Origin of the sequence: Halomonas sp. SpR1 (assembly GCF_031010175.1) — a bacterium.
In the GTDB taxonomy this organism is placed as follows: domain Bacteria; phylum Pseudomonadota; class Gammaproteobacteria; order Pseudomonadales; family Halomonadaceae; genus Vreelandella.
The window spans coordinates 1-17,168 of the sequence record NZ_JAUAMB010000010.1 but is presented as its reverse complement, the minus strand read 5'-3'; the positions used below and the strand labels follow the sequence as shown (position 1 = coordinate 17,168).

At 59.3% G+C, this 17,168-nt stretch carries 14 protein-coding genes; 8 read left to right on the top strand and 6 right to left on the bottom strand.

The features are described from left to right. Positions 1–87: 87 nt before the first annotated feature. From QT231_RS09285 to QT231_RS09270, 4 genes are read right to left on the bottom strand one after another with little or no spacing between them, the layout of a single operon-like run. Positions 88–957: a hypothetical protein gene (locus QT231_RS09285; protein WP_308336622.1), complete on the bottom strand. Its 870-nt coding sequence runs from the start codon at positions 955–957 to the stop codon at positions 88–90. Next, on the bottom strand, positions 954–2,207 hold the full coding sequence (locus QT231_RS09280) for a hypothetical protein (RefSeq protein ID WP_308336621.1): 1,254 nt from the start codon (positions 2,205–2,207) through the stop codon (positions 954–956). Before QT231_RS09280 ends, QT231_RS09285 begins: the two co-directional genes overlap by 4 nt. Then, entirely contained in the window at positions 2,204–2,839 is a 636-nt protein-coding gene (locus QT231_RS09275) for a hypothetical protein (RefSeq protein WP_308336620.1), read from the bottom strand. The genes QT231_RS09280 and QT231_RS09275 overlap by 4 nt, the downstream gene beginning before the upstream one ends. Beyond that, a complete protein-coding gene (locus QT231_RS09270; protein ID WP_308336619.1) occupies positions 2,836–6,501 on the bottom strand; it encodes an ATP-binding protein in 3,666 nt (1,221 codons plus the stop codon). Before QT231_RS09270 ends, QT231_RS09275 begins: the two co-directional genes overlap by 4 nt. A gap of 166 nt (positions 6,502–6,667) precedes the next feature. Here QT231_RS09270 and QT231_RS09265 point away from each other — a divergent pair, with 166 nt between their 5' ends. Both QT231_RS09265 and QT231_RS09260 read left to right on the top strand, forming a co-directional pair. Beyond that, positions 6,668–7,042: a type II toxin-antitoxin system RelE/ParE family toxin gene (locus QT231_RS09265; protein ID WP_308336618.1), complete on the top strand. Its 375-nt coding sequence runs from the start codon at positions 6,668–6,670 to the stop codon at positions 7,040–7,042. Beyond that, the gene (locus QT231_RS09260; protein WP_179929776.1) at positions 7,035–7,340 is read left to right on the top strand and encodes a DNA-binding transcriptional regulator; all 306 of its coding nucleotides are present in this window, start codon (positions 7,035–7,037) and stop codon (positions 7,338–7,340) included. Before QT231_RS09265 ends, QT231_RS09260 begins: the two co-directional genes overlap by 8 nt. On the opposite strand, the gene QT231_RS09255 is transcribed toward QT231_RS09260, so the two are convergent. After that, the gene (locus tag QT231_RS09255; protein WP_308336617.1) at positions 7,337–8,371 is read right to left on the bottom strand and encodes a histone deacetylase family protein; all 1,035 of its coding nucleotides are present in this window, start codon (positions 8,369–8,371) and stop codon (positions 7,337–7,339) included. The two genes, QT231_RS09260 and QT231_RS09255, sit on opposite strands and share 4 nt — an antisense overlap. Beyond that, positions 8,349–9,059 carry a GntR family transcriptional regulator gene (locus tag QT231_RS09250; RefSeq protein ID WP_308336616.1) on the bottom strand — a complete coding sequence of 237 codons (711 nt, stop codon included), beginning with the start codon at positions 9,057–9,059 and terminating at the stop codon, positions 8,349–8,351. The genes QT231_RS09255 and QT231_RS09250 overlap by 23 nt, the downstream gene beginning before the upstream one ends. Before the next feature lie 210 nt (positions 9,060–9,269). Here QT231_RS09250 and QT231_RS09245 point away from each other — a divergent pair, with 210 nt between their 5' ends. From QT231_RS09245 to QT231_RS09220, 6 genes are all read left to right on the top strand, one after another. Continuing rightward, entirely contained in the window at positions 9,270–10,826 is a 1,557-nt protein-coding gene (locus QT231_RS09245; protein ID WP_308336615.1) for an ABC transporter substrate-binding protein, read from the top strand. Positions 10,827–10,933: 107 nt separating this feature from the next. Next, positions 10,934–11,914: an ABC transporter permease gene (locus tag QT231_RS09240; protein ID WP_064235845.1), complete on the top strand. Its 981-nt coding sequence runs from the start codon at positions 10,934–10,936 to the stop codon at positions 11,912–11,914. Beyond that, complete coding sequence (locus tag QT231_RS09235; RefSeq protein WP_007111564.1) at positions 11,911–12,744, top strand: ABC transporter permease; 834 nt, start codon at positions 11,911–11,913, stop codon at positions 12,742–12,744. Before QT231_RS09240 ends, QT231_RS09235 begins: the two co-directional genes overlap by 4 nt. Before the next feature lie 27 nt (positions 12,745–12,771). Next, a complete protein-coding gene (locus QT231_RS09230) occupies positions 12,772–14,403 on the top strand; it encodes an ABC transporter ATP-binding protein (RefSeq protein ID WP_308320523.1) in 1,632 nt (543 codons plus the stop codon). Between the two features lie 35 nt (positions 14,404–14,438). Further along, positions 14,439–15,830, top strand: coding sequence for an FAD-binding oxidoreductase (locus QT231_RS09225; RefSeq protein ID WP_308336614.1), 1,392 nt, complete (start codon positions 14,439–14,441; stop codon positions 15,828–15,830). A gap of 32 nt (positions 15,831–15,862) precedes the next feature. Beyond that, on the top strand, positions 15,863–16,972 hold the full coding sequence (locus tag QT231_RS09220) for a histidinol-phosphate transaminase (protein ID WP_308336613.1): 1,110 nt from the start codon (positions 15,863–15,865) through the stop codon (positions 16,970–16,972). Positions 16,973–17,168 lie beyond the last annotated feature (196 nt).

Genomic DNA, 17,168 nt, shown 5'->3' with positions numbered 1-17,168 from the left:
AAAAGCACTACTACGCGATAAGCATTAGGCTTATGACGCTAATGAACTCAATCAAGGCCAAGCAGGAAATACCACCTAAAATTGTTTCTAACTAAGCCCCACACACCCCATCTCCCCACCAAACCACTGCTGTTTTAGTCCCTTCTGCTTTTCCAACAACAGCATTAGGTACTCACGCAACGGATGAGCATATGGCAGCGAAGCTAGGTGCTTGCGAAGCCTACGCTGATAAGGAAACTGTTCAGCGGGCACGTGCAGCGGCGTGGCGCTTTGGGTGAGCCATTCGATATTCGGCAGAAGCAAATGAGTGGCGCTGCTATCGAGCGCTAGCGTGACGCCCTTTACATCAAAATCACCGGCGTAGATATGCGGCCGATGGGTTTTGCGCCACGCCTCGGCAAGTAACGCAAAACCGCCGCCGTAGTGGCTGTCGCCGCGATAGACGACCAGCGGGTTGATGTAGCCGCTTAGCGCAGGAATATCCGGCGAAAAATCATAGAAGCTGTCCAGGTTTTCGACCTGAATTAGGGCGCCAAACGCGCTCAGTTTTAGCGCCTGTACATCCACATCACGAATAGTCCGCGGCTCGCTGGCAAGCCCCGTTATGGGCTGCGGCGGAAAGCTGACGAGTACCCGGCGTGCGCGGGGGCTTTCGCGGGATGCTTTGTCTTCTTCCACACCCTCTTTTGCCTGGCCGATGCTGCTCAGGCCGCTGAGGGAGCGGCCTAGCGGGGCTATTCGGGCGCTTTCTAGTACGTCATCAATTTGCGCCAGCAGGGCGGCGTCAAAGCGTAGCGTTTTGCCGTTGATGCGCGTGGCCAGGTCAATATCGTGCTGGTGGCACCAGGCCACTACGTCGTCTACCCACTGGCGGCGCGGCTTCTCTACCGATGGCTGGCGGAGTAGTTCGCGGGCGACGCCGTTGAGCCCATTGCGGGCGCGACCGGGTAGGTTCATACGGCCAGCTGCAGTTCAACGTCGTGGATCAGGCGCAGGTGGTTGAAGCGGCTGGCCTGGCTTTCCTGCTGTTTGAGCCTAAACGCACTCTGGTCGCTGCGCGGCAGACCTTGGTACTCGGCAATTACCTGGAACAGCCATATCTCATCCGGCCATTCCAGCGGGCTTTCGTGCAGGTACTCAAGGGCGCTGACCGGCTCTGCCTGGGGCTGGTCGATCACACTCAAATAGAAGTGCTCTACATCCTGCTTGAGCGCCTGCTGGCGGGCGGCGGCCAGGCTGCTTTCCTGTGCTTGGGCTGGTGCTGCGGCTTCCACCGTTTGGGTGGTGTGGCGCGGCTGGGGAAGCTGGTGAAGCAGTTCGGCGAGCACTTGGCTGTCCAGATTACGATCCAGCGCTGGGGCGGCGGCGGCGCTTAGCGGGGCGGCTTGATTGACCAGCATGGGTACCTCGCTGCGGCGGGCGTAGTTGCCGGGCACAAAGCCGGGGTGTTCGCGCATAAAGGCGGCCATGCCGCTCATCAGGCGGCTGCGCGCCTGCTGCTTGCGAAAGCGCGCCATCAGCTCGATCAAGCGCCGCTGTACTTCGCGCAGGCCGGTGTAGTGGTTACTTAACTGCTGTTGAAGCTGGCTGATCAACAGCTTGCGTAGGCTGCCGTCGCTGCCCACCAGCTCGATCAGCTCATCGAAGTCGATCAGCGCCAGGCCATCCAGCAGGCGGGCGATCTGCTTTTGGGCGCGGTCGTTTTCGCGGATTTTGTCGTTGAGCTGGCTGACGAAACCGAAGTCGCTATTGAGCCGCTGCCACAGGCTATCGATGGCATCGGCAAAGCGCCCGTTCAGGTCGTCGACCTCCTGGCGCAGGCGCATCAGCTGCTGCTCCAGCCGCCAGTGTTCGCCGCGGCTGCGCGCTTCCCGGTAGCTGTGCACCAGGGCGCGAATCAGCTCCAGGGTTTCCGCGACGTCGGCGTTGACGTGGCGGCGGGTCTCGTCGGCGAGCATTTCGGCGATCAGTTCGCGCACCTTGGGCGCCAGCTTGACGCCGCTCTGCTCATCCGGCCGCCATAGAATACGCGCCGCCAGCAGCTTGCGAAGGGCGCTATCGCTGAGTGATTCCAGCGGCACTTCATCGCGGGTGTAGGCCTGCATCAGCGCTTCAGAATGCTTGCCCAGCAGCGCCAGCCGTTCGCTGCCGGTTTTCAGCAGGCGGTTTTCCAGCTCGCTCACGCTAGTGCTCACGCTCTTATTCACAGAAGGGCCTCCTGTGAACCGGAGCCTTCCTCGCTATCTGCTTCGATGGGCAGGTTCTCTTCATCGCGGATAAAGCGCACCAAGTCCACCAGGTAATCGATCTTGCCGGTGACCACGAACACCTGCCGCTCTGAGTGTGGTTGGAGCAGGTAGCCATGCTCCTTCAGGCGCTTGAAGACCTGTTTTACCTGGGCATCCAGCTGATCACTTTGCGAGCCGAAAAAGCTATCGGTGGCCAGGCGCTCCAGGCGCTCGCGCAGGCTTTGGTTATCTTCACACTTGGCGCTGAACTCCGCTGGTTTGAGCACATCGCCGGGGGCGGCCAGGGTGTCGCGGCCTAATGCTTCTTGCACCAGCTGCAGCCACTCCAGCAGCGGCAGCAGGCTATTGAGCGTATCGCCCAGCTGGCGCGAGAGCTGATCCCGAGCGCTGTCATTAAGCTGACGCCAGGCCAGAAAGTAGACGCTGCCGTCTTCGTTGCTGGCCAGGCGGCGATTGAGGGGTCGAAGATAGGCGTCAATTGCCTCGCGGGTCTCTTCATCGCTGAGGTGGCGATAGCCGCTCTCATCGCTGATCGGGCAGATAAAATCCCCCGCCAGCAGACGCTCAAGCAGTGGGCCGTGCTCGATCATGCTGTCACCTCCTGCTGGCGTTCCTGGAGCCGCTCGGCCAGGCGGCTTAGCCGCGGCTCAATGCGTTTTAACACCCGCTTGTTGGGGTTGGCGTCATCGCGGTCAATGAGATAGCGGTTGGCGAACAACAGCAGTACGTCGGATTCCGGGTTGGGGAAGGCGCCGACGATATGAATGCGGTTGCTGTCGCAGGCGTCGAACAGTTTTTCGACGTTGTGGTAGGCCAGGGTGCCGATCTCATCAATCGGCCAGTGGATGGCGATTTCCGCATCGCCGCGCAGCAGACGGGTAAAAGCCAGCAGGAACTTGCACAGAATCAAATACGCCATACCGTGGCTGGAGGACTCCAGCAGCTGACGGTCGTTCTTGATTACCAGATCGGTGCCGCCTTCGTTAAGGTGCAGCTCCAGGCGCAGCAGGCTTTCGAAGCTGTACTGCTGGTCGCTGCGCAGCAAATCGACCACGTCCGCCAGGGTGTTCAAGTAGTCATCGCTGGGCAGCGTCTGGCCAGATTCCCGCCACTCTTTGTAGCGCTGGGCGAACAGCTTCAGCGGCTCCCAGAAGCCCAGCTCATCGATGGTGGACTGGATACGCACTTCGGCCTTGCTGATACCCTCCAGGCGCAGGTCGTCGGCAACCTCTTCCGAAAGCCGACGGCTTTGGGCGCTGATGCGGCGGTTCAGATCGCGGAACACGGTAAAGAATTTATCCAGGTCGTCGCTGAGGTTGCGCCCTTCCTGAATCAGCTGCTGCTGTTGATCTTCGAGCAGTTTGAGCATGTCGCGCAGCAGCGGCAGCTGTAGCCGTGGGTTGTCGCTTTGCAGCTTGCTGCGTTCGCTCTCCAGCGCTTCGGCGAAGCCGCTGCTGGCGTCCTTGATCAGTTGGCTTTCCACTTCCAGGCAGCCACGGCGCAGTTGCTCGATGAGCTGGTGGCGATTGCCCAGGGCCTGGCGGGCGCGCTCGATGCGCTCGTCCACATCGCCCAGGGGCGCGCTGGGGGCTTGGCCGTCGGGCTCGATGGCCAGCGTTTCCAGCTGGGTGAGCAGTGGCTTCAAGGCTTCCAGGCAGGCGTGTTCGCTCTCGCGCTGGGTTTTCAGCGTGCTGACCGTGCTTTGGTGGGCTTTGCGCGCCGCCTGGAAATCGTTTTTCAGATGTTCTTTATCGCGCTGCAGCTTTTGCTCCGCCTGCTCCAGCTCGGCCTCCTGGGCGACCAGCTGCGGTTTCTGCTGGCCCCACTCCACGCGCATAAAGCGGGTGTATTCGGTGAGCTCATCCTGGCGGGCGGCGGTGACGCGGATGCGTTCGTCCTGGCTCGCCAGGCGCGCCTTGGTATCTTTTAGCTTGGCGGGGTCGACGCCCTGCTCGGCCAGCTCCTGGCTAAAGGCTTCTTCCAGCTCTTCCCGCTGGCGCTGGTGCTCGGCGTTGGCGTCGCTTAGCTGCTGTTTATACTGGCGCAGCTGGGCATCCAGGCTATCGACCTGGCTCTGACCGTCGGCTTTGAGCTCTAGCAGTTGGCTTTGATGGGTTTCGCTAAGCGCGGCGAGGGCCTGCTGCTTCTCTTCGCGCAGCTCTTTCTGCGCCTGCTCCTGGCTGGCTAACGCGGCCTGATGGGCGGCGCGGCGCTCCTGCTGGCGCTTGGCGTGGCGCTCCTGCTGCTGGCGGCGCGCTTCTATCGCAAACTCGACTTCCTGCTCGGCGCGCTTGTGGGCCATACGGCCCTGATCCTGGGCTTCATCCGCCTGCTGCACGCGCTCGTTGTGCTGTTTAAGCGCTTTCTCGGCGGCCTGGCACTCTGTCTGAACGCGGCGCTTGGCGCTATCCGCTTCTTCGATGGCGGCCAGCAGGGTGGCTTCGTCCTGGGCGTAATCCGGCAGGGCGATGGCGGAGAGATCCAGCGCCAGCCCGAACAGATCATCGCTGGCGCCTTCGGCCAGCTGCGGGGCGAGATCGCGGCGCTCCAGCAGCTCCGGGGCAATTACCTTGCCCAGCTGCTGCTCCCAGCCGGGGCGGTGGTAACGTAGGAAGTGACGCAGGCTGCCCTGCTCCGGGTCGCGCTGCTGATAGAGCGCGTAACAGCGCTGCTCGGCCCGCTCAAGCTGCTGGCGAAGCTGCACCAGCTGCTGCTCGGCTTCGTCCCGGGCGCGGCGGCAGCTTTCAAACTCCCGGCGCAGGCCGTCTAAGGTGGCCGCCGAGGCGTTGCGCTCTTGCTGGGCTTGATCCAGGCGCGCCTGGGCAAGCTCTGCTTCATTGGCTTCTTCGGCGGTTTGAGTGGAGAGCGAGAGCTGCGCTTTGAGTTCAGCGAGTTGCTCAACACCTAGCTCCAGTTGGGCTTGATACTCGCCTTCAAGGCGTTGGCGCTCCTGCTGGTAGCGCTCGTTAAGCTGCTGCTCGGCTTCCCACTGCTGCTCCCGGCGCAGGGCTTTCTCTTCGACCAGGGCGTCGATCAGTTCCTGGGCCTCACCGGTCTGGCGGGCCAGCGCTTCAGAAAGCTCGCGCAGGCGACCATCTAAGCGCGCCTGGCTCTCCTTGACGGCATCCTGCATCACATTCAGATGGGCGCGCAGCTGGTCGCGCTGTTCCCGCCACTGGGGCAGCGCATTGATATCCCGCTCCAGGGCGGGCATATCCGCCTCCGCATAGCGCTCGTACTGGGCTTGCAGGTCATTCAAGCGGCGCTGGGTCTGCTGCAGATCGCTGACCACTTCGCTGTGGCGGTCGTTTAGCGCGTCCCGGGCCTCACCGTAGTCACTCTCCCGCTGCTGAAACTCACGCTGATGGCGGGCCAGTTCGGCATCCACATCGGCCATTTTGCGCTCGGCGCGCTGGCGGTCGTCTTCGAGCTGGGGCTTCAGTTGCCAGAGTGTGGCATCAAGATCGGCCAGTTCGCGGTCGATCCCGGCGAGGCGAGCAAGCGACGCCTGCAGCGGCTCCAGACGCATGGACTGGCGCATCTGGGCGATCCACTCCCGCGCCTTGGTGTTGCGAATCCGCGTCACCGGCAGTTCGACGCCGTCCTCTTCAAAAATCGCCGCCAGCATGGTTTTGAGGGTGTCCATCTTGCCCTCTTTGGCGTGTACCGCCGAAACCAGCTTTTCGATATGGCGGATACGCCGCTCGGGTTTGACCAGGCTGAATTGCGCGGCGATCTGGCGCAGCTTAAGGCCGTCGCGGCTGTTGCCGTGTAGTTGGGTAAAGTCGTTCTGGATCACCGAGCGAAATTCAGAAGTCGCGCCGAGCTTGGGAGAAACGGGCGTGCCGCTGCGGCGCAGACCGCTGGCCCACTGGGTGTAGTCCAGCGCGGCTACGCCTGCCTCGCTCTCCACCAGATAATCTTCCGGCTGGTAAGGCCCGCCAACAAAGCGGTACTCCACCCCGCCTTCGGCCTTACGGGTCAGCACCGCCTGGCAGATATTGCCCGCCTCGCGGCGGTATTCGTACACCAGGTAGCTGTTGCGGTTGGGCAGATAAAACGCATCAAACTTCATTCGGGTTTTGGGCACGACCTTATTGGGTAGCTCGCCGTAAAACACCGGCACCAGCCGCTGAAGCGTGGTTTTACCGGAGGCGTTGGTGCCGCAAATATTGGTGTGGCCGTCCACACTCAGTTCCACCACCCCTTCCAGGTGGCCGTGAATCATCACGATGCGTAGCAGGTGGGCCATGCCGTGTCCTTTCGATGACGATTTCAATGACTATCCAGATCGTTTGCTGATCGCTGAAAACGACTATATTGCCAGACACTGATCAACGCAGCCATGCGGCTAAAAAAAGGGTGTGCAAGTGTAGCACTTAGTGCTATATATTATATCATGGAAGAAAAGGTATCTGATGCGAGTATTTAAGAACAAAGTGTTCAATAAATGGGCTGCAAAGGAAGGTCTAAATGATGCTGCCTTGCTGGCCGCCATTGATGAAATTGAACGCGGCCTTATTGATGCCGATCTAGGTGGCCATGTGTTGAAAAAGCGCGTGGCGATCAGTGGTCGTGGTAAGAGTGGCGGAGTCAGAACTCTGTTAGCTTACAAGGTCGGTGATAAGGCGTTCTTTGTGTATGGTTTTGCCAAAAATGCTCGCGCTAACATCAGCGCCGATGAACTAAAAGCGTTAAAGCATTTGGCAAAAGAACTACTTGGTTACAGTGACAAAGCATTAACCGATGCCATTAAACATGGCGTGTTAATTGAGGTAGAAAACGATGGATAAATCCATTTTAGATATGGTGCATGAAACAGCTCAAGACCTGCACACGGCTGGTGTGATGAAAGAAACCACGCTGCGTGAGTTTGATGCCCTCTGCCTGCCACCCGTAAAAGAGTACACAGCAATACAGATCAAGCGTATTCGCACTAAAAATCACGCCAGCCAAGGTGTGTTCGCAGCCTACCTGAACACCAGTGTGTCCACGGTTCAGAAGTGGGAGCAAGGCCAGAAGAAACCCAATGGCCCTTCGCTAAAGTTGCTGAACTTGGTGGCGGAAAAAGGCTTGGAAATACTGGCTTAAACGTCAGGACTGCTCCTGCCCAACAACCCCTCAAAAAAACTCACCGCATTGGCTTCCAACCCTTCCAGGTAGTAACCGCCTTCTTGTACCACCAGTGTAGGCACGTTCAGGTTCGCTATCCGGCGGCCCAACTCACCAAATCCCGCTGTTGAAACGGCGACCTTGGCCTGGGGATCGAGTTCGTAGATATCAAACCCCAGCGCCAGCACAACGGCGTCCGGTTCAAACAGGCGAATGGCTTGGCAGGCTTGCTCCAGGCGGTCAAAAAACACCGACTCTTCGGAGTTATGGGGCATCGGAAGGTTGATGTTGTAGCCCAAACCCGCGCCCTGACCGCGTTCGTCTTCGAAGCCGGTCACCGCCGGGTAGAAGTTGGTGGTATCGCCGTGGATCGAGATATACAGCACATCGTCGCGCTGGTAGAAAATCTCCTGGATGCCCTGACCATGGTGCATATCAGGGTCGAGCACCACGATTCGAGGGTAGCGGGTTTTCAGATGCTGCGCGGCAATGGCGGCGTTGTTGAGAAAGCAGAAGCCACCCGCAGAGTCGATGCCCGCGTGGTGGCCCGGCGGGCGCGATAGCGCATAGGCAAACCGATCACCGGCCAGCAGGGCCTCAGCTCCGGCCACCGCGCTTTGCGCTGACCAGTAGGCCGACCGCCAGGTATGCTGGCCCACCGGGGCGCTGCCGTCGGCCATATAGCGCCCGGCTTCTGCCAATATGCCGCGCAGGGCGTTGGGCGAGCGCACGAAGATATTGGAGATCACTTCTTCGCCCCAGTCCTCGTCAAGGGTATGCCAGCGCCGATGGGCACTTTGGAGAAAGCGCAGGTAGGGCAGCGAATGCACCGCCCTCAATGGCGCTACGCCGTAATCGTCGGGTGGTTGAACATCAAAGCCAAGCCGCTTAGCCGCCGCCAACAGGTGCGTGGCGCGTTCAGGCACTTCCTGAGGCGTGCGCATTTTCCCACGAGAGAAATAGGTTTGCGGCCGATGAAGTAACTGATCAGCGTGGAAGAATGTCTTCATCGCTATGCTCTCCAGTTTCGCCCACACCCTTGACCACAAATTTACGGGCAACGCCTATGTGGTAATCGATCGCCTCATGGCAGGCGTCAGGGCTGCCGCTATCCAGTGCCTCTAAAAGCTTGAAGTGGCTTGTGGCGATGGTATCGGGGGCTTCATGGGTTTTGGTGATGAGGGTGATGCACAGGCGCAGTTCGTGGGTCAGATCATCAAAGGCACGCAATAGTCGCTCATTGCCCGCGTAGTGCAGCATCAGCCGGTGAAACTGCAGATCCTCCTCAATACGCCGGGTGCCATCATTGCTTTCCGCTGCCTCACATAGCACATCCACCTGCTGTTCCAGCGCGCGCTTGGCCTCGGGCGTATAGCGTTCCACCAAGCGGTGAATGGCGTGGCGCTCAAGACACAACCGCAAATCAAAGACATCTTCGAGTTCAACGGCATTCAACGCGCGAACAAAGAAGCCCCGCCGGGGTTTTGAGATCAGCAAACCACGGCTTTCGAGCAGCCGAGCGGCCTCACGCACCGGCGCACGGCTAACGCCCAAATCCCGGGAGAGCTGCACTTCAGAAAGCCGCTCGCCGGGTAAAAAGTGTTGTTGAATAATCGCTTGGGTCAAATAGTCAGCAACTTGCTCGACCAAGTTTTGCTGCTGAATAAAGGCCCTGGGAGCCGACGCTGTGAAGGCCATAAGTTTACTCATTAGGTCTGACACGTCACTTCAGTATGACGAAAATATGCTGCTTGTCGACGAACGATTGCCGACTGTCGACAGTTTTACCAGCTACTGCTATGGTCAAAACAGGCTCCCAACAACCAACACAACTGGGCCTAACCACGCCTCGCTCGCCTAACGACTACGTAAACCCATTACGTGCTAATAAACCGAGGAGCAGGAAACATGAAGAAACCTTTAGCTTTGGCTATTTCCGCTGCAGCACTCGCTTTTACCTCCGCCGCTTTGGCCGATGACCCCAAGTCGGGAGGAACGGTTAATACCATTATCCAGCCCGAGCCCCCAGGTCTGGTGCTTGGCATGGTTCAAAACGCGCCTACCCGCACCGTGGCAGGTAATATCTACGAAGGCCTGATGCGTTACACCACCGATCTTGAACCCATGCCGCAACTGGCAGAATCCTGGGACGTCAGTGAGGATGGCCGCACCTACACCTTTCACCTACGTGACGACGTGACCTGGCACGACGGCGAACCCTTTACCGCTGAAGACGTGGTGTTCTCGGCCGATGTGTTCCATCGCGAGCTGAACCCCAGCGCCAGGGCAGTCTTGCAACATGTAGAAAGCATTGAAGCCACCGACGACCACACCGTGGTGTTTACCCTCACTCAACCCTTCGGCCCGTTCCTGCTCTCTTTTGAAGCGGGCACCTTCACCATGGTGCCCGAGCACTTATACGCAGGCACTGATTTCCGCGATAACGAGCACAATGACCACCCGATTGGCACCGGCCCGTTCAAGTTTGCCAACTGGGAGCGCGGTACCGTTATCGAGCTGGTTAAAAACGACGATTACTACGAAGAGGGCCTACCCTACCTCGACGGCGTTAACTGGCACATCATTCCTGACGGCGCTTCCCGCGCAGTCTCGTTCGAAAATGAAACCATTGATGTGCTGCCCAGCGGCACCGTCGAGAACTTCGACATTCCCCGCTTGGCGGCGATGGATAACGTCTGCATGACCGAAGAAGGTCACGAGTACTTCAGCCCCTTCGCCATGCTGTGGATGAACAATCGCGAAGGCCCCACCGCCGATAAACGCTTCCGCCAGGCGGTGATGTACGCCATGGATCGGGAGTTCGCCAAAGATGTGCTGTGGAATGGCCTGGGTAACGTGCCGCTTTCCGCCTTTGGCTCTAATGCGCGCTTCCAGAATGAAGACCTGGAGCCCTACGACCACGATCCAGATCGCGCCCGGGAACTGCTCGATGAAATGGGCTACGACGGTGAAGAGATCACCATTCTACCGCTGCCCTATGGCGAAACCTGGACGCGCTGGGCCGAAGCCGTGCAGCAGAACCTGCGTGAAGTAGGCATTAACGTCAGCACTCAAGCCACCGATGTGGGCGGCTGGAACCAGCGCCTGGGTGACTGGGACTACGATCTCGCCTTTACCTACCTGTTCCAGTACGGCGACCCGGCTCTGGGTATTTCACGCACCTACCTTTCCGACAACATTGCCAAGGGCTCGCCCTGGAATAACGTCGAAGGCTACGAAAACGAGCGCGTTGACGAGCTGTTTAACGAGGCCGCCACTGCCTTCCCGGATGCAGAGCGCGAAGCGCTTTACCATGAAGTCCAGGAAATTCTCCACGAAGATGTCCCCGTTGGCTGGCTGATGGAACTGGGCTTCCCGACACTCTACCGCTGTGACGTGAAAAACCTGGTCACCTCCGGCGTGGGTGTTAACGACGGCTTTAAGGATGCCTGGCTAGACCGCTAAGTCTCAGAATACCCAGGTAGCGCGAGCTGCCTGGGTGGTTTAGCCATGTCATGAAGGTATCCGTCAGGAAAGTATCTGCCAGGAAAGTGCCCGTCAGGAAGGTGTCTATGGTCTACGCTCGCCTCATTCTCATGCGGCTGTTTAAAGCCGTGATTGTGCTGTTTTTAATCGTTATTTTTAATTTCCTGCTGATTCAATTGGCCCCCGGCGATCCGGCCGCCATTCTGGCGGGACAAGCGGGCGCCGCTGACCAGGAATTTCTTAATCAGCTGCGCGAGCGCTTCGGCCTTGATCAGCCGATGTACGTGCAGCTGTGGCGCTATGTATCGGGCATTGCGATGCTCGATTTTGGCTATTCCTACCGGCTGGGCGTGCCTGTCTTTGATCTGATTATGGCGCGCCTACCCGCTACCCTGCTGCTCACCGGCACCGCCTTTGTGCTTTCGCTGGTACTGGGCATTGTGGCGGGCTCCATGGCCGCGGCGCGGGTCAAGAAGCCCTCCGGTTCGCTGATCATGGCGCTGGCACTGGTGTTCTACGCCACCCCGCTGTTCTGGGTGGCGCTAATGTCGGTGGTGGTGTTTTCGGTGTATCTAGGCTGGCTACCCGCCTACGGCCTTTACACCGTGGGCGCGGGTCACACGGGGTTTGCCCTGGTGCTCGATATTGCCAAGCACTTGGTGCTACCGGCGACCACCCTGGCGCTGTTTTTTATGGCGATTTATACCCGCATGACGCGCACCTCCATGCTCGATGCCGCCCAGCAGGATTACGTTAAAACCGCCCGCGCCAAAGGTTTGAAACCCAGCATTATTCAGCGCCGCCATGTACTGCGTAACGCACTTCTACCCATTATTACTCTTGCTGGCCTACAGGCGGGGCAGATGGTCGGCGGGGCGATCCTGACCGAAACCGTGTTTGCCTGGCCCGGTATCGGCCGCTTGATGTTTGAAGCCCTTGAGCAGCGCGACTACAACCTGCTGCTAGGGATTTTCTTCTTCTCGGCAGCCCTGGTCATCGTCTTCAACATCATCACCGACTTGGTCTACAGCCTGGCTGATCCACGCATCAAGAAGGGGGCCGCATGAGTTTTTTCGCACGCTTCGCGCAAAACCGTGGCGCCCTGGTGGGGCTGATTATCCTGCTGGTAATTATCGCCATGGCGATACTCGCACCGCTGCTGTTCCCTGAATCCCCCTGGCGGATGGTGCAGCGGCCCTTTTTGCCGCCGCTTTCACAGGATGGCTTTCCCCTGGGCACCGACACCATGGGCCGCAACGTGGCATCAGGCTTAATGCACGGCGCCTGGGTGTCGCTGCTGATTGGGCTGGTATCCACCAGTGTGGCGCTGCTGATTGGCGTACCGCTGGGCGCCATTGCCGGTTACTACGGCGGGTGGATTGACGACCTCCTGATGCGCTTTACCGAGTTCTTTCAGACCATTCCCAACTTCGCGCTGGCAATCGTGCTGGTGGCGATTATGCAGCCCAGCATCAGCTCGATTGTGTTGGCGATTGCGATTGTCAGTTGGCCGCCGGTGGCCCGCCTGGTGCGCGCCGAGTTTATGTCGCTGCGTAACCGCGAGTATGTGGAAGCCGCGCGCTTGGTGGGCCAGTCCAACACCACGATTATTCTGCGCCAGATTCTGCCCAATACCCTGTCGCCGATTATCGTGCTGGCCTCGTTAATGGTCGCCACCGCCATTCTGCTGGAATCGGCGCTGTCGTTTCTGGGCTTGGGCGACCCCAACGTGATGTCCTGGGGCTATATGATTGGCGCGGCGCGCACGGTAATTCGTCAGGCGTGGTGGCTAAGTTTCTTCCCTGGGGTGGCGATTCTGCTCACCGTGCTGGCTCTAAATCTGGTCGGTGAAGGTTTAGACGATGCTTTGAACCCGAAACTTTCCCGCGAGCGCTAGGCGTTTGTTATGACTGGAGTGCTTGTTATGAATGAAGCATCAACAGAAACCGTCCTCAGCATTCGCAACCTGAATATTGCGCTGCCCAAAGGGGCGGATCGCGCTCTAGCGGTGGAGGAGGTTAGCTACGACGTGAAGCGCGGCGAGATCATGTGCGTGGTGGGTGAGTCGGGTTCGGGCAAGTCGATGGCTGCCAACGCCGTGATGGGGCTACTGCCCAAGGGCGTGCGCGCCACCCAGGGCGAGATACTGTTTGAAGGGCAGAACCTGCTCGCCATGACCGAGAAGCAGCACCGCACCCTGCGTGGGCTAAAAATCGGCATGATATTTCAGGAGCCGATGACCGCCCTTAACCCGCTGATGCGGGTAGGCGCACAGATCGCTGAGGTATTTGAGGCCCATGGCCAGTTCAATGCCAAAGAGCGCCAAGCCCGAGCCCTGGAGCTGTTGATTGAAGTGGGTATCCCGCAGCCGGAGAAGGCCATTCGCGCCTACCCTTTCGAGCTTTCCGGCGGCCAGCGTCAGCGGGTCATGATCGCCATGGCGCTGGCACTGGAACCTATCCTGCTGATAGCGGATGAGCCCACCACCGCGCTGGATGTGACCACCCAGGCGCAAATTCTTGAGCTGATCCGCGATCTACAGCAGCGCCGCGGTATGTCAGTGATGTTTATCACCCACGACTTTGGCGTGGTGGCCGAAATCGCCAGCCGTGTCTGCGTGATGCGCCACGGCAAGATTGTCGAACTGGGTGACGCCAAATCGGTGCTTGAAAACCCTCAAGATGCTTATACCCAAGCGCTAATCGCGGCGATTCCCAGCAATGCGGTGCCGCCCCACCGTGAGACCAGTCAGGTGGCGCCGCTGCTGGAAATTAAGCAGCTCAATAAGGTGTTTCGCTCAAAGGGTGGATTGTTTAAGCCTGCCAGGGAAGTACGCGCTCTTGATGATGTGTCACTTACCCTCGCCCGTGGCGAAACGGTGGGGATTGTGGGAGAGTCCGGTTCGGGGAAATCTACCTTGGGCCGCTGCGTAGTGCGCTTGGAGCATCCGGACAGCGGCGAACTGCTGCTGGATGGCGTCAATCTTTCGCAATTAACGGGCGCTGCGCTGCGCCGTGAGCGCCACCGTGTGCAGATGATCTTTCAAGACCCTTACGCCTCACTCAACCCTCGCACCAAGGTGGGCATGGCGATAGCCCAGGGGCCGATTGCCAACGGCACGCCCAAAGCCGCGGCGCTTAAGCAGGCAGGTGAGCTGCTCGATATGGTCGGTTTAGGCGCCAGCGCCGTGGAGCGTTTCCCGCATGAATTTTCTGGCGGCCAGCGTCAGCGTATTGGTATTGCCAGAGCCTTGGCGCTTAATCCCGAGCTGATTGTCGCGGACGAAGCCGTATCAGCACTGGATGTATCGATTCAGGCCCAGGTATTGGAGCTGCTGGAGGAGCTTAAACAGCGGCTTTCGCTGTCGCTGCTGTTTATCACCCACGACCTACGCGTCGCCGCGCAGATTTGCGACCGTATTGTGGTGATGCAGCATGGGCGAATTGTCGAGCAAGGCAGCGCCGAACAGATTTTCCTCGCCCCAAAAGAGGCGTATACCCAGGATCTGCTCAAGGCGATTCCCGGCCGCGAAGCGCCCGTGGCGGCGACGGCATAATTGATCGAATGGACAAGATACGTTAAGGAACATACATGCAAATAACCCTGGAGGCGCTACGCGCCATTGTCGGCCCTGCCCACGTATTAACGGGCGACGATGTCAGTAGCCGTAGCGTTGATTGGATGACCGGCGCGCCCTGCCAGGCTGGCGCCATTGTGCGCCCGGCGGATACCGAGCAGGTCGCCGCAGTAATGAAGGCCTGTCACGACGCTCAACAGCCTGTGGTCACCCACGGCGGATTAACCGGCTTGGTGCATGGCGCGGAAGCAAGCCCTGCGGAGTTAGTGATCTCCCTGGAGCGCATGAGCGCCATTGAAGAGATTGATCAGGTCGGCGGTACGCTTACCGTGCAGGCTGGGGCACCGCTGCAGCGGGTTCAAGAGGCGGCTAAAGAGGTCGGCCTGCAGTTTCCGCTGGATCTGGGCGCCCGGGGCAGTTGCACCATTGGCGGCAATATCGCCACCAACGCCGGGGGCGTTCGGGTCATACGCTACGGCATGATGCGCCAGCAAGTCTTGGGGTTAGAAGCCGTCATGGCCGATGGCCGCGTGGTCAGCTCCATGAACCGTATGCTGAAGAACAACGCCGGTTTCGATTTAAAGCAGCTGTTTATCGGCAGCGAAGGCACCCTGGGCATTGTGACCAGGGCGGTGCTGCGCCTTCAGCCCCCCACGCCCAGCGAGCAAACGGCGATGGTTGCCTGCCCTTCATTCGAGGCCCTGACCGGGCTGCTTAGCCATATGGGCAAAGCACTCGGCGGCAGCCTGGGTGCTTTTGAGGTGATGTGGCAAAACCACTACCGCCTACTGACCGCAACTCTGGGCCGCCATACGCCACCGATTGCCACCGAACACCCATTCTATGTGATCATTGAGTCGCTGGGCAGCGACGCCGAACGCAATGCCACCCAGTTCAGCGAAGCATTGGAAAGCGCGTTAGAGAAAGAGCTGATTGTCGATGCGGTGATTGCCCAATCAAGCACCCAGCGGGATGGGCTATGGGCGATTCGAGAAGATATTGAGGGCTTGGTCAAAGGTTTGGCGCCAGTGCTCACCTTCGATGTCAGCCTGCCGATTGCCGATATGCAGCGCTATACCGATGCCTTGGAAGCGCAGCTAACCCAGCGCTGGAGGGAGGCGCGCCTGGTAGTGTTTGGCCATCTGGGCGATGGCAACCTGCATATTTCTGTTTGCGCAGGGAGTGCCGAGCCTGAAATACGGCGTGAAGTGGAGGCGATGGTTTACCAGCCGCTGGCGGCACTGGGCGGTTCGGTCTCCGCCGAGCATGGAATCGGTTTAGAAAAGCGCCCCTGGCTAGGCACCTGCCGCTCCAGCGCCGAGATCGAGCTAATGCATACGCTCAAGCAGGCCCTCGATCCGCTTAATCTGCTCAACCCCGGTAAAGTACTTCAAGAAACGTTTTAAGTTAAACATTCACTGTATCGTTAGGAATCACCATGCCCCGCTACCCCAATCACTTACTGAGTGAAGGCCCTGTTAATCCGTTCCCAGGCATCAAGGTGTTGGAGCGCCGCATTGGCAAGGAGATCCCCCACCGGCTGGGCTCTAATGAAGGCCTGGACATGCCCCACCGCGCCCTGCGCGAGCACTTTGGCGATGCGCTGGCCGAACACGTTTACTGCTACGGCGATGCAGAAGCGCTCGGTGTTCGCCAACGCTTGAGTGCGCAGCAAGGTATTCCGCTGGAAACGCTGCTGGTGGATGCCGGTGCCGATAGCTTAATCGCCCTGGCGCTGCGCACCACCTGCGAACCTGGCGAGACCGTGGTGAGCACCGCAGGCACCTACCCCACCTTGGGTTATTTTGCCAAAGGCCAGGGCTGTCGTTTGGTGGAGCCCAGCTATTATGAAGCGCCCGGCGTGCTGGCGCCTAATATGGAAGCCTTAGCAGCGGCGGCCCATCAGGAAAACGCCCGCCTGGTGTATCTGGCCAACCCGGACAACCCCAGCGGCCATTTACATAGCGATAGCGCCATCCTCAAGCTGCGTGAAGCGCTGCCCGATACCTGCTGGCTGTTGTTAGACGAGGCGTACGGAGACTTCCGCGACGACGCCAACAGCGAGTTCGCCGCTAAAGCCATACCGGGAGTGATTCGCCTGCGCACGCTCTCAAAAGCCCACGGCTTGGCGGGGCTGCGCATTGGCTACGCGATTGCCGACCCAGACGTACTGGCGATGATGATGAAAGTGCGGATTCACTACGCGGTATCGTCGCTGACCCTGGCCGCCGCCGAAGTGGTGCTCGATCATCCTGACGAAGTGCACCAGCACGTTGCTGATGTAAAAGCACGCCGGGAGCAGTTGGCGGAGCACTTTCGCGCACTGGGTGCCGATGTGTTGCCCAGCGCCACTAACTTTATCGGCATTCGCCTACCCAGCGCCGACCTCGCCGCCGAGGTACACCAGCAACTGCTAGACAAAGGGGTGTTAGTCGCTCGCTTGGCGCATCCCGAGCTTGCTAATGTAATTCGTATTACCGCGGTGGAAGCCGCGCTGGAGCCTGGAAGATTGGCCGCTCTCGAACAGGCTATTAAAGAGCACGCCTGATTCAGTTGGTAAAATTGAGCAAGCAGATGGCAAGGTGCATCGAGGGCAGGTTTCCGCGAGGGCGCTGTGAACCCATATATGGTCTCCTCCCTGCTTGCAAGGCTTCGGTCATCGATGCAGGAACAGGTTGCTGCCATATATCCGGCCTGTGCATGAGGCGTCGTCTCCTGGCGCCTCTGGCCCCGATGAGTATCCG

Coding starts and splice junctions, on each gene's coding strand:
- QT231_RS09265 (WP_308336618.1), top strand. CDS start 6,668: ATGCGAGTATTTAAGAACAAAGTGTTCAATAAATGGGCTGCAAAGGAA.
- QT231_RS09260 (WP_179929776.1), top strand. CDS start 7,035: ATGGATAAATCCATTTTAGATATGGTGCATGAAACAGCTCAAGACCTG.
- QT231_RS09225 (WP_308336614.1), top strand. CDS start 14,439: ATGCAAATAACCCTGGAGGCGCTACGCGCCATTGTCGGCCCTGCCCAC.
- QT231_RS09240 (WP_064235845.1), top strand. CDS start 10,934: ATGGTCTACGCTCGCCTCATTCTCATGCGGCTGTTTAAAGCCGTGATT.
- QT231_RS09255 (WP_308336617.1), bottom strand. CDS start 8,371: ATGAAGACATTCTTCCACGCTGATCAGTTACTTCATCGGCCGCAAACC.
- QT231_RS09285 (WP_308336622.1), bottom strand. CDS start 957: ATGAACCTACCCGGTCGCGCCCGCAATGGGCTCAACGGCGTCGCCCGC.
- QT231_RS09245 (WP_308336615.1), top strand. CDS start 9,270: ATGAAGAAACCTTTAGCTTTGGCTATTTCCGCTGCAGCACTCGCTTTT.
- QT231_RS09235 (WP_007111564.1), top strand. CDS start 11,911: ATGAGTTTTTTCGCACGCTTCGCGCAAAACCGTGGCGCCCTGGTGGGG.
- QT231_RS09230 (WP_308320523.1), top strand. CDS start 12,772: ATGAATGAAGCATCAACAGAAACCGTCCTCAGCATTCGCAACCTGAAT.
- QT231_RS09270 (WP_308336619.1), bottom strand. CDS start 6,501: ATGGCCCACCTGCTACGCATCGTGATGATTCACGGCCACCTGGAAGGG.
- QT231_RS09275 (WP_308336620.1), bottom strand. CDS start 2,839: ATGATCGAGCACGGCCCACTGCTTGAGCGTCTGCTGGCGGGGGATTTT.
- QT231_RS09220 (WP_308336613.1), top strand. CDS start 15,863: ATGCCCCGCTACCCCAATCACTTACTGAGTGAAGGCCCTGTTAATCCG.
- QT231_RS09250 (WP_308336616.1), bottom strand. CDS start 9,059: ATGGCCTTCACAGCGTCGGCTCCCAGGGCCTTTATTCAGCAGCAAAAC.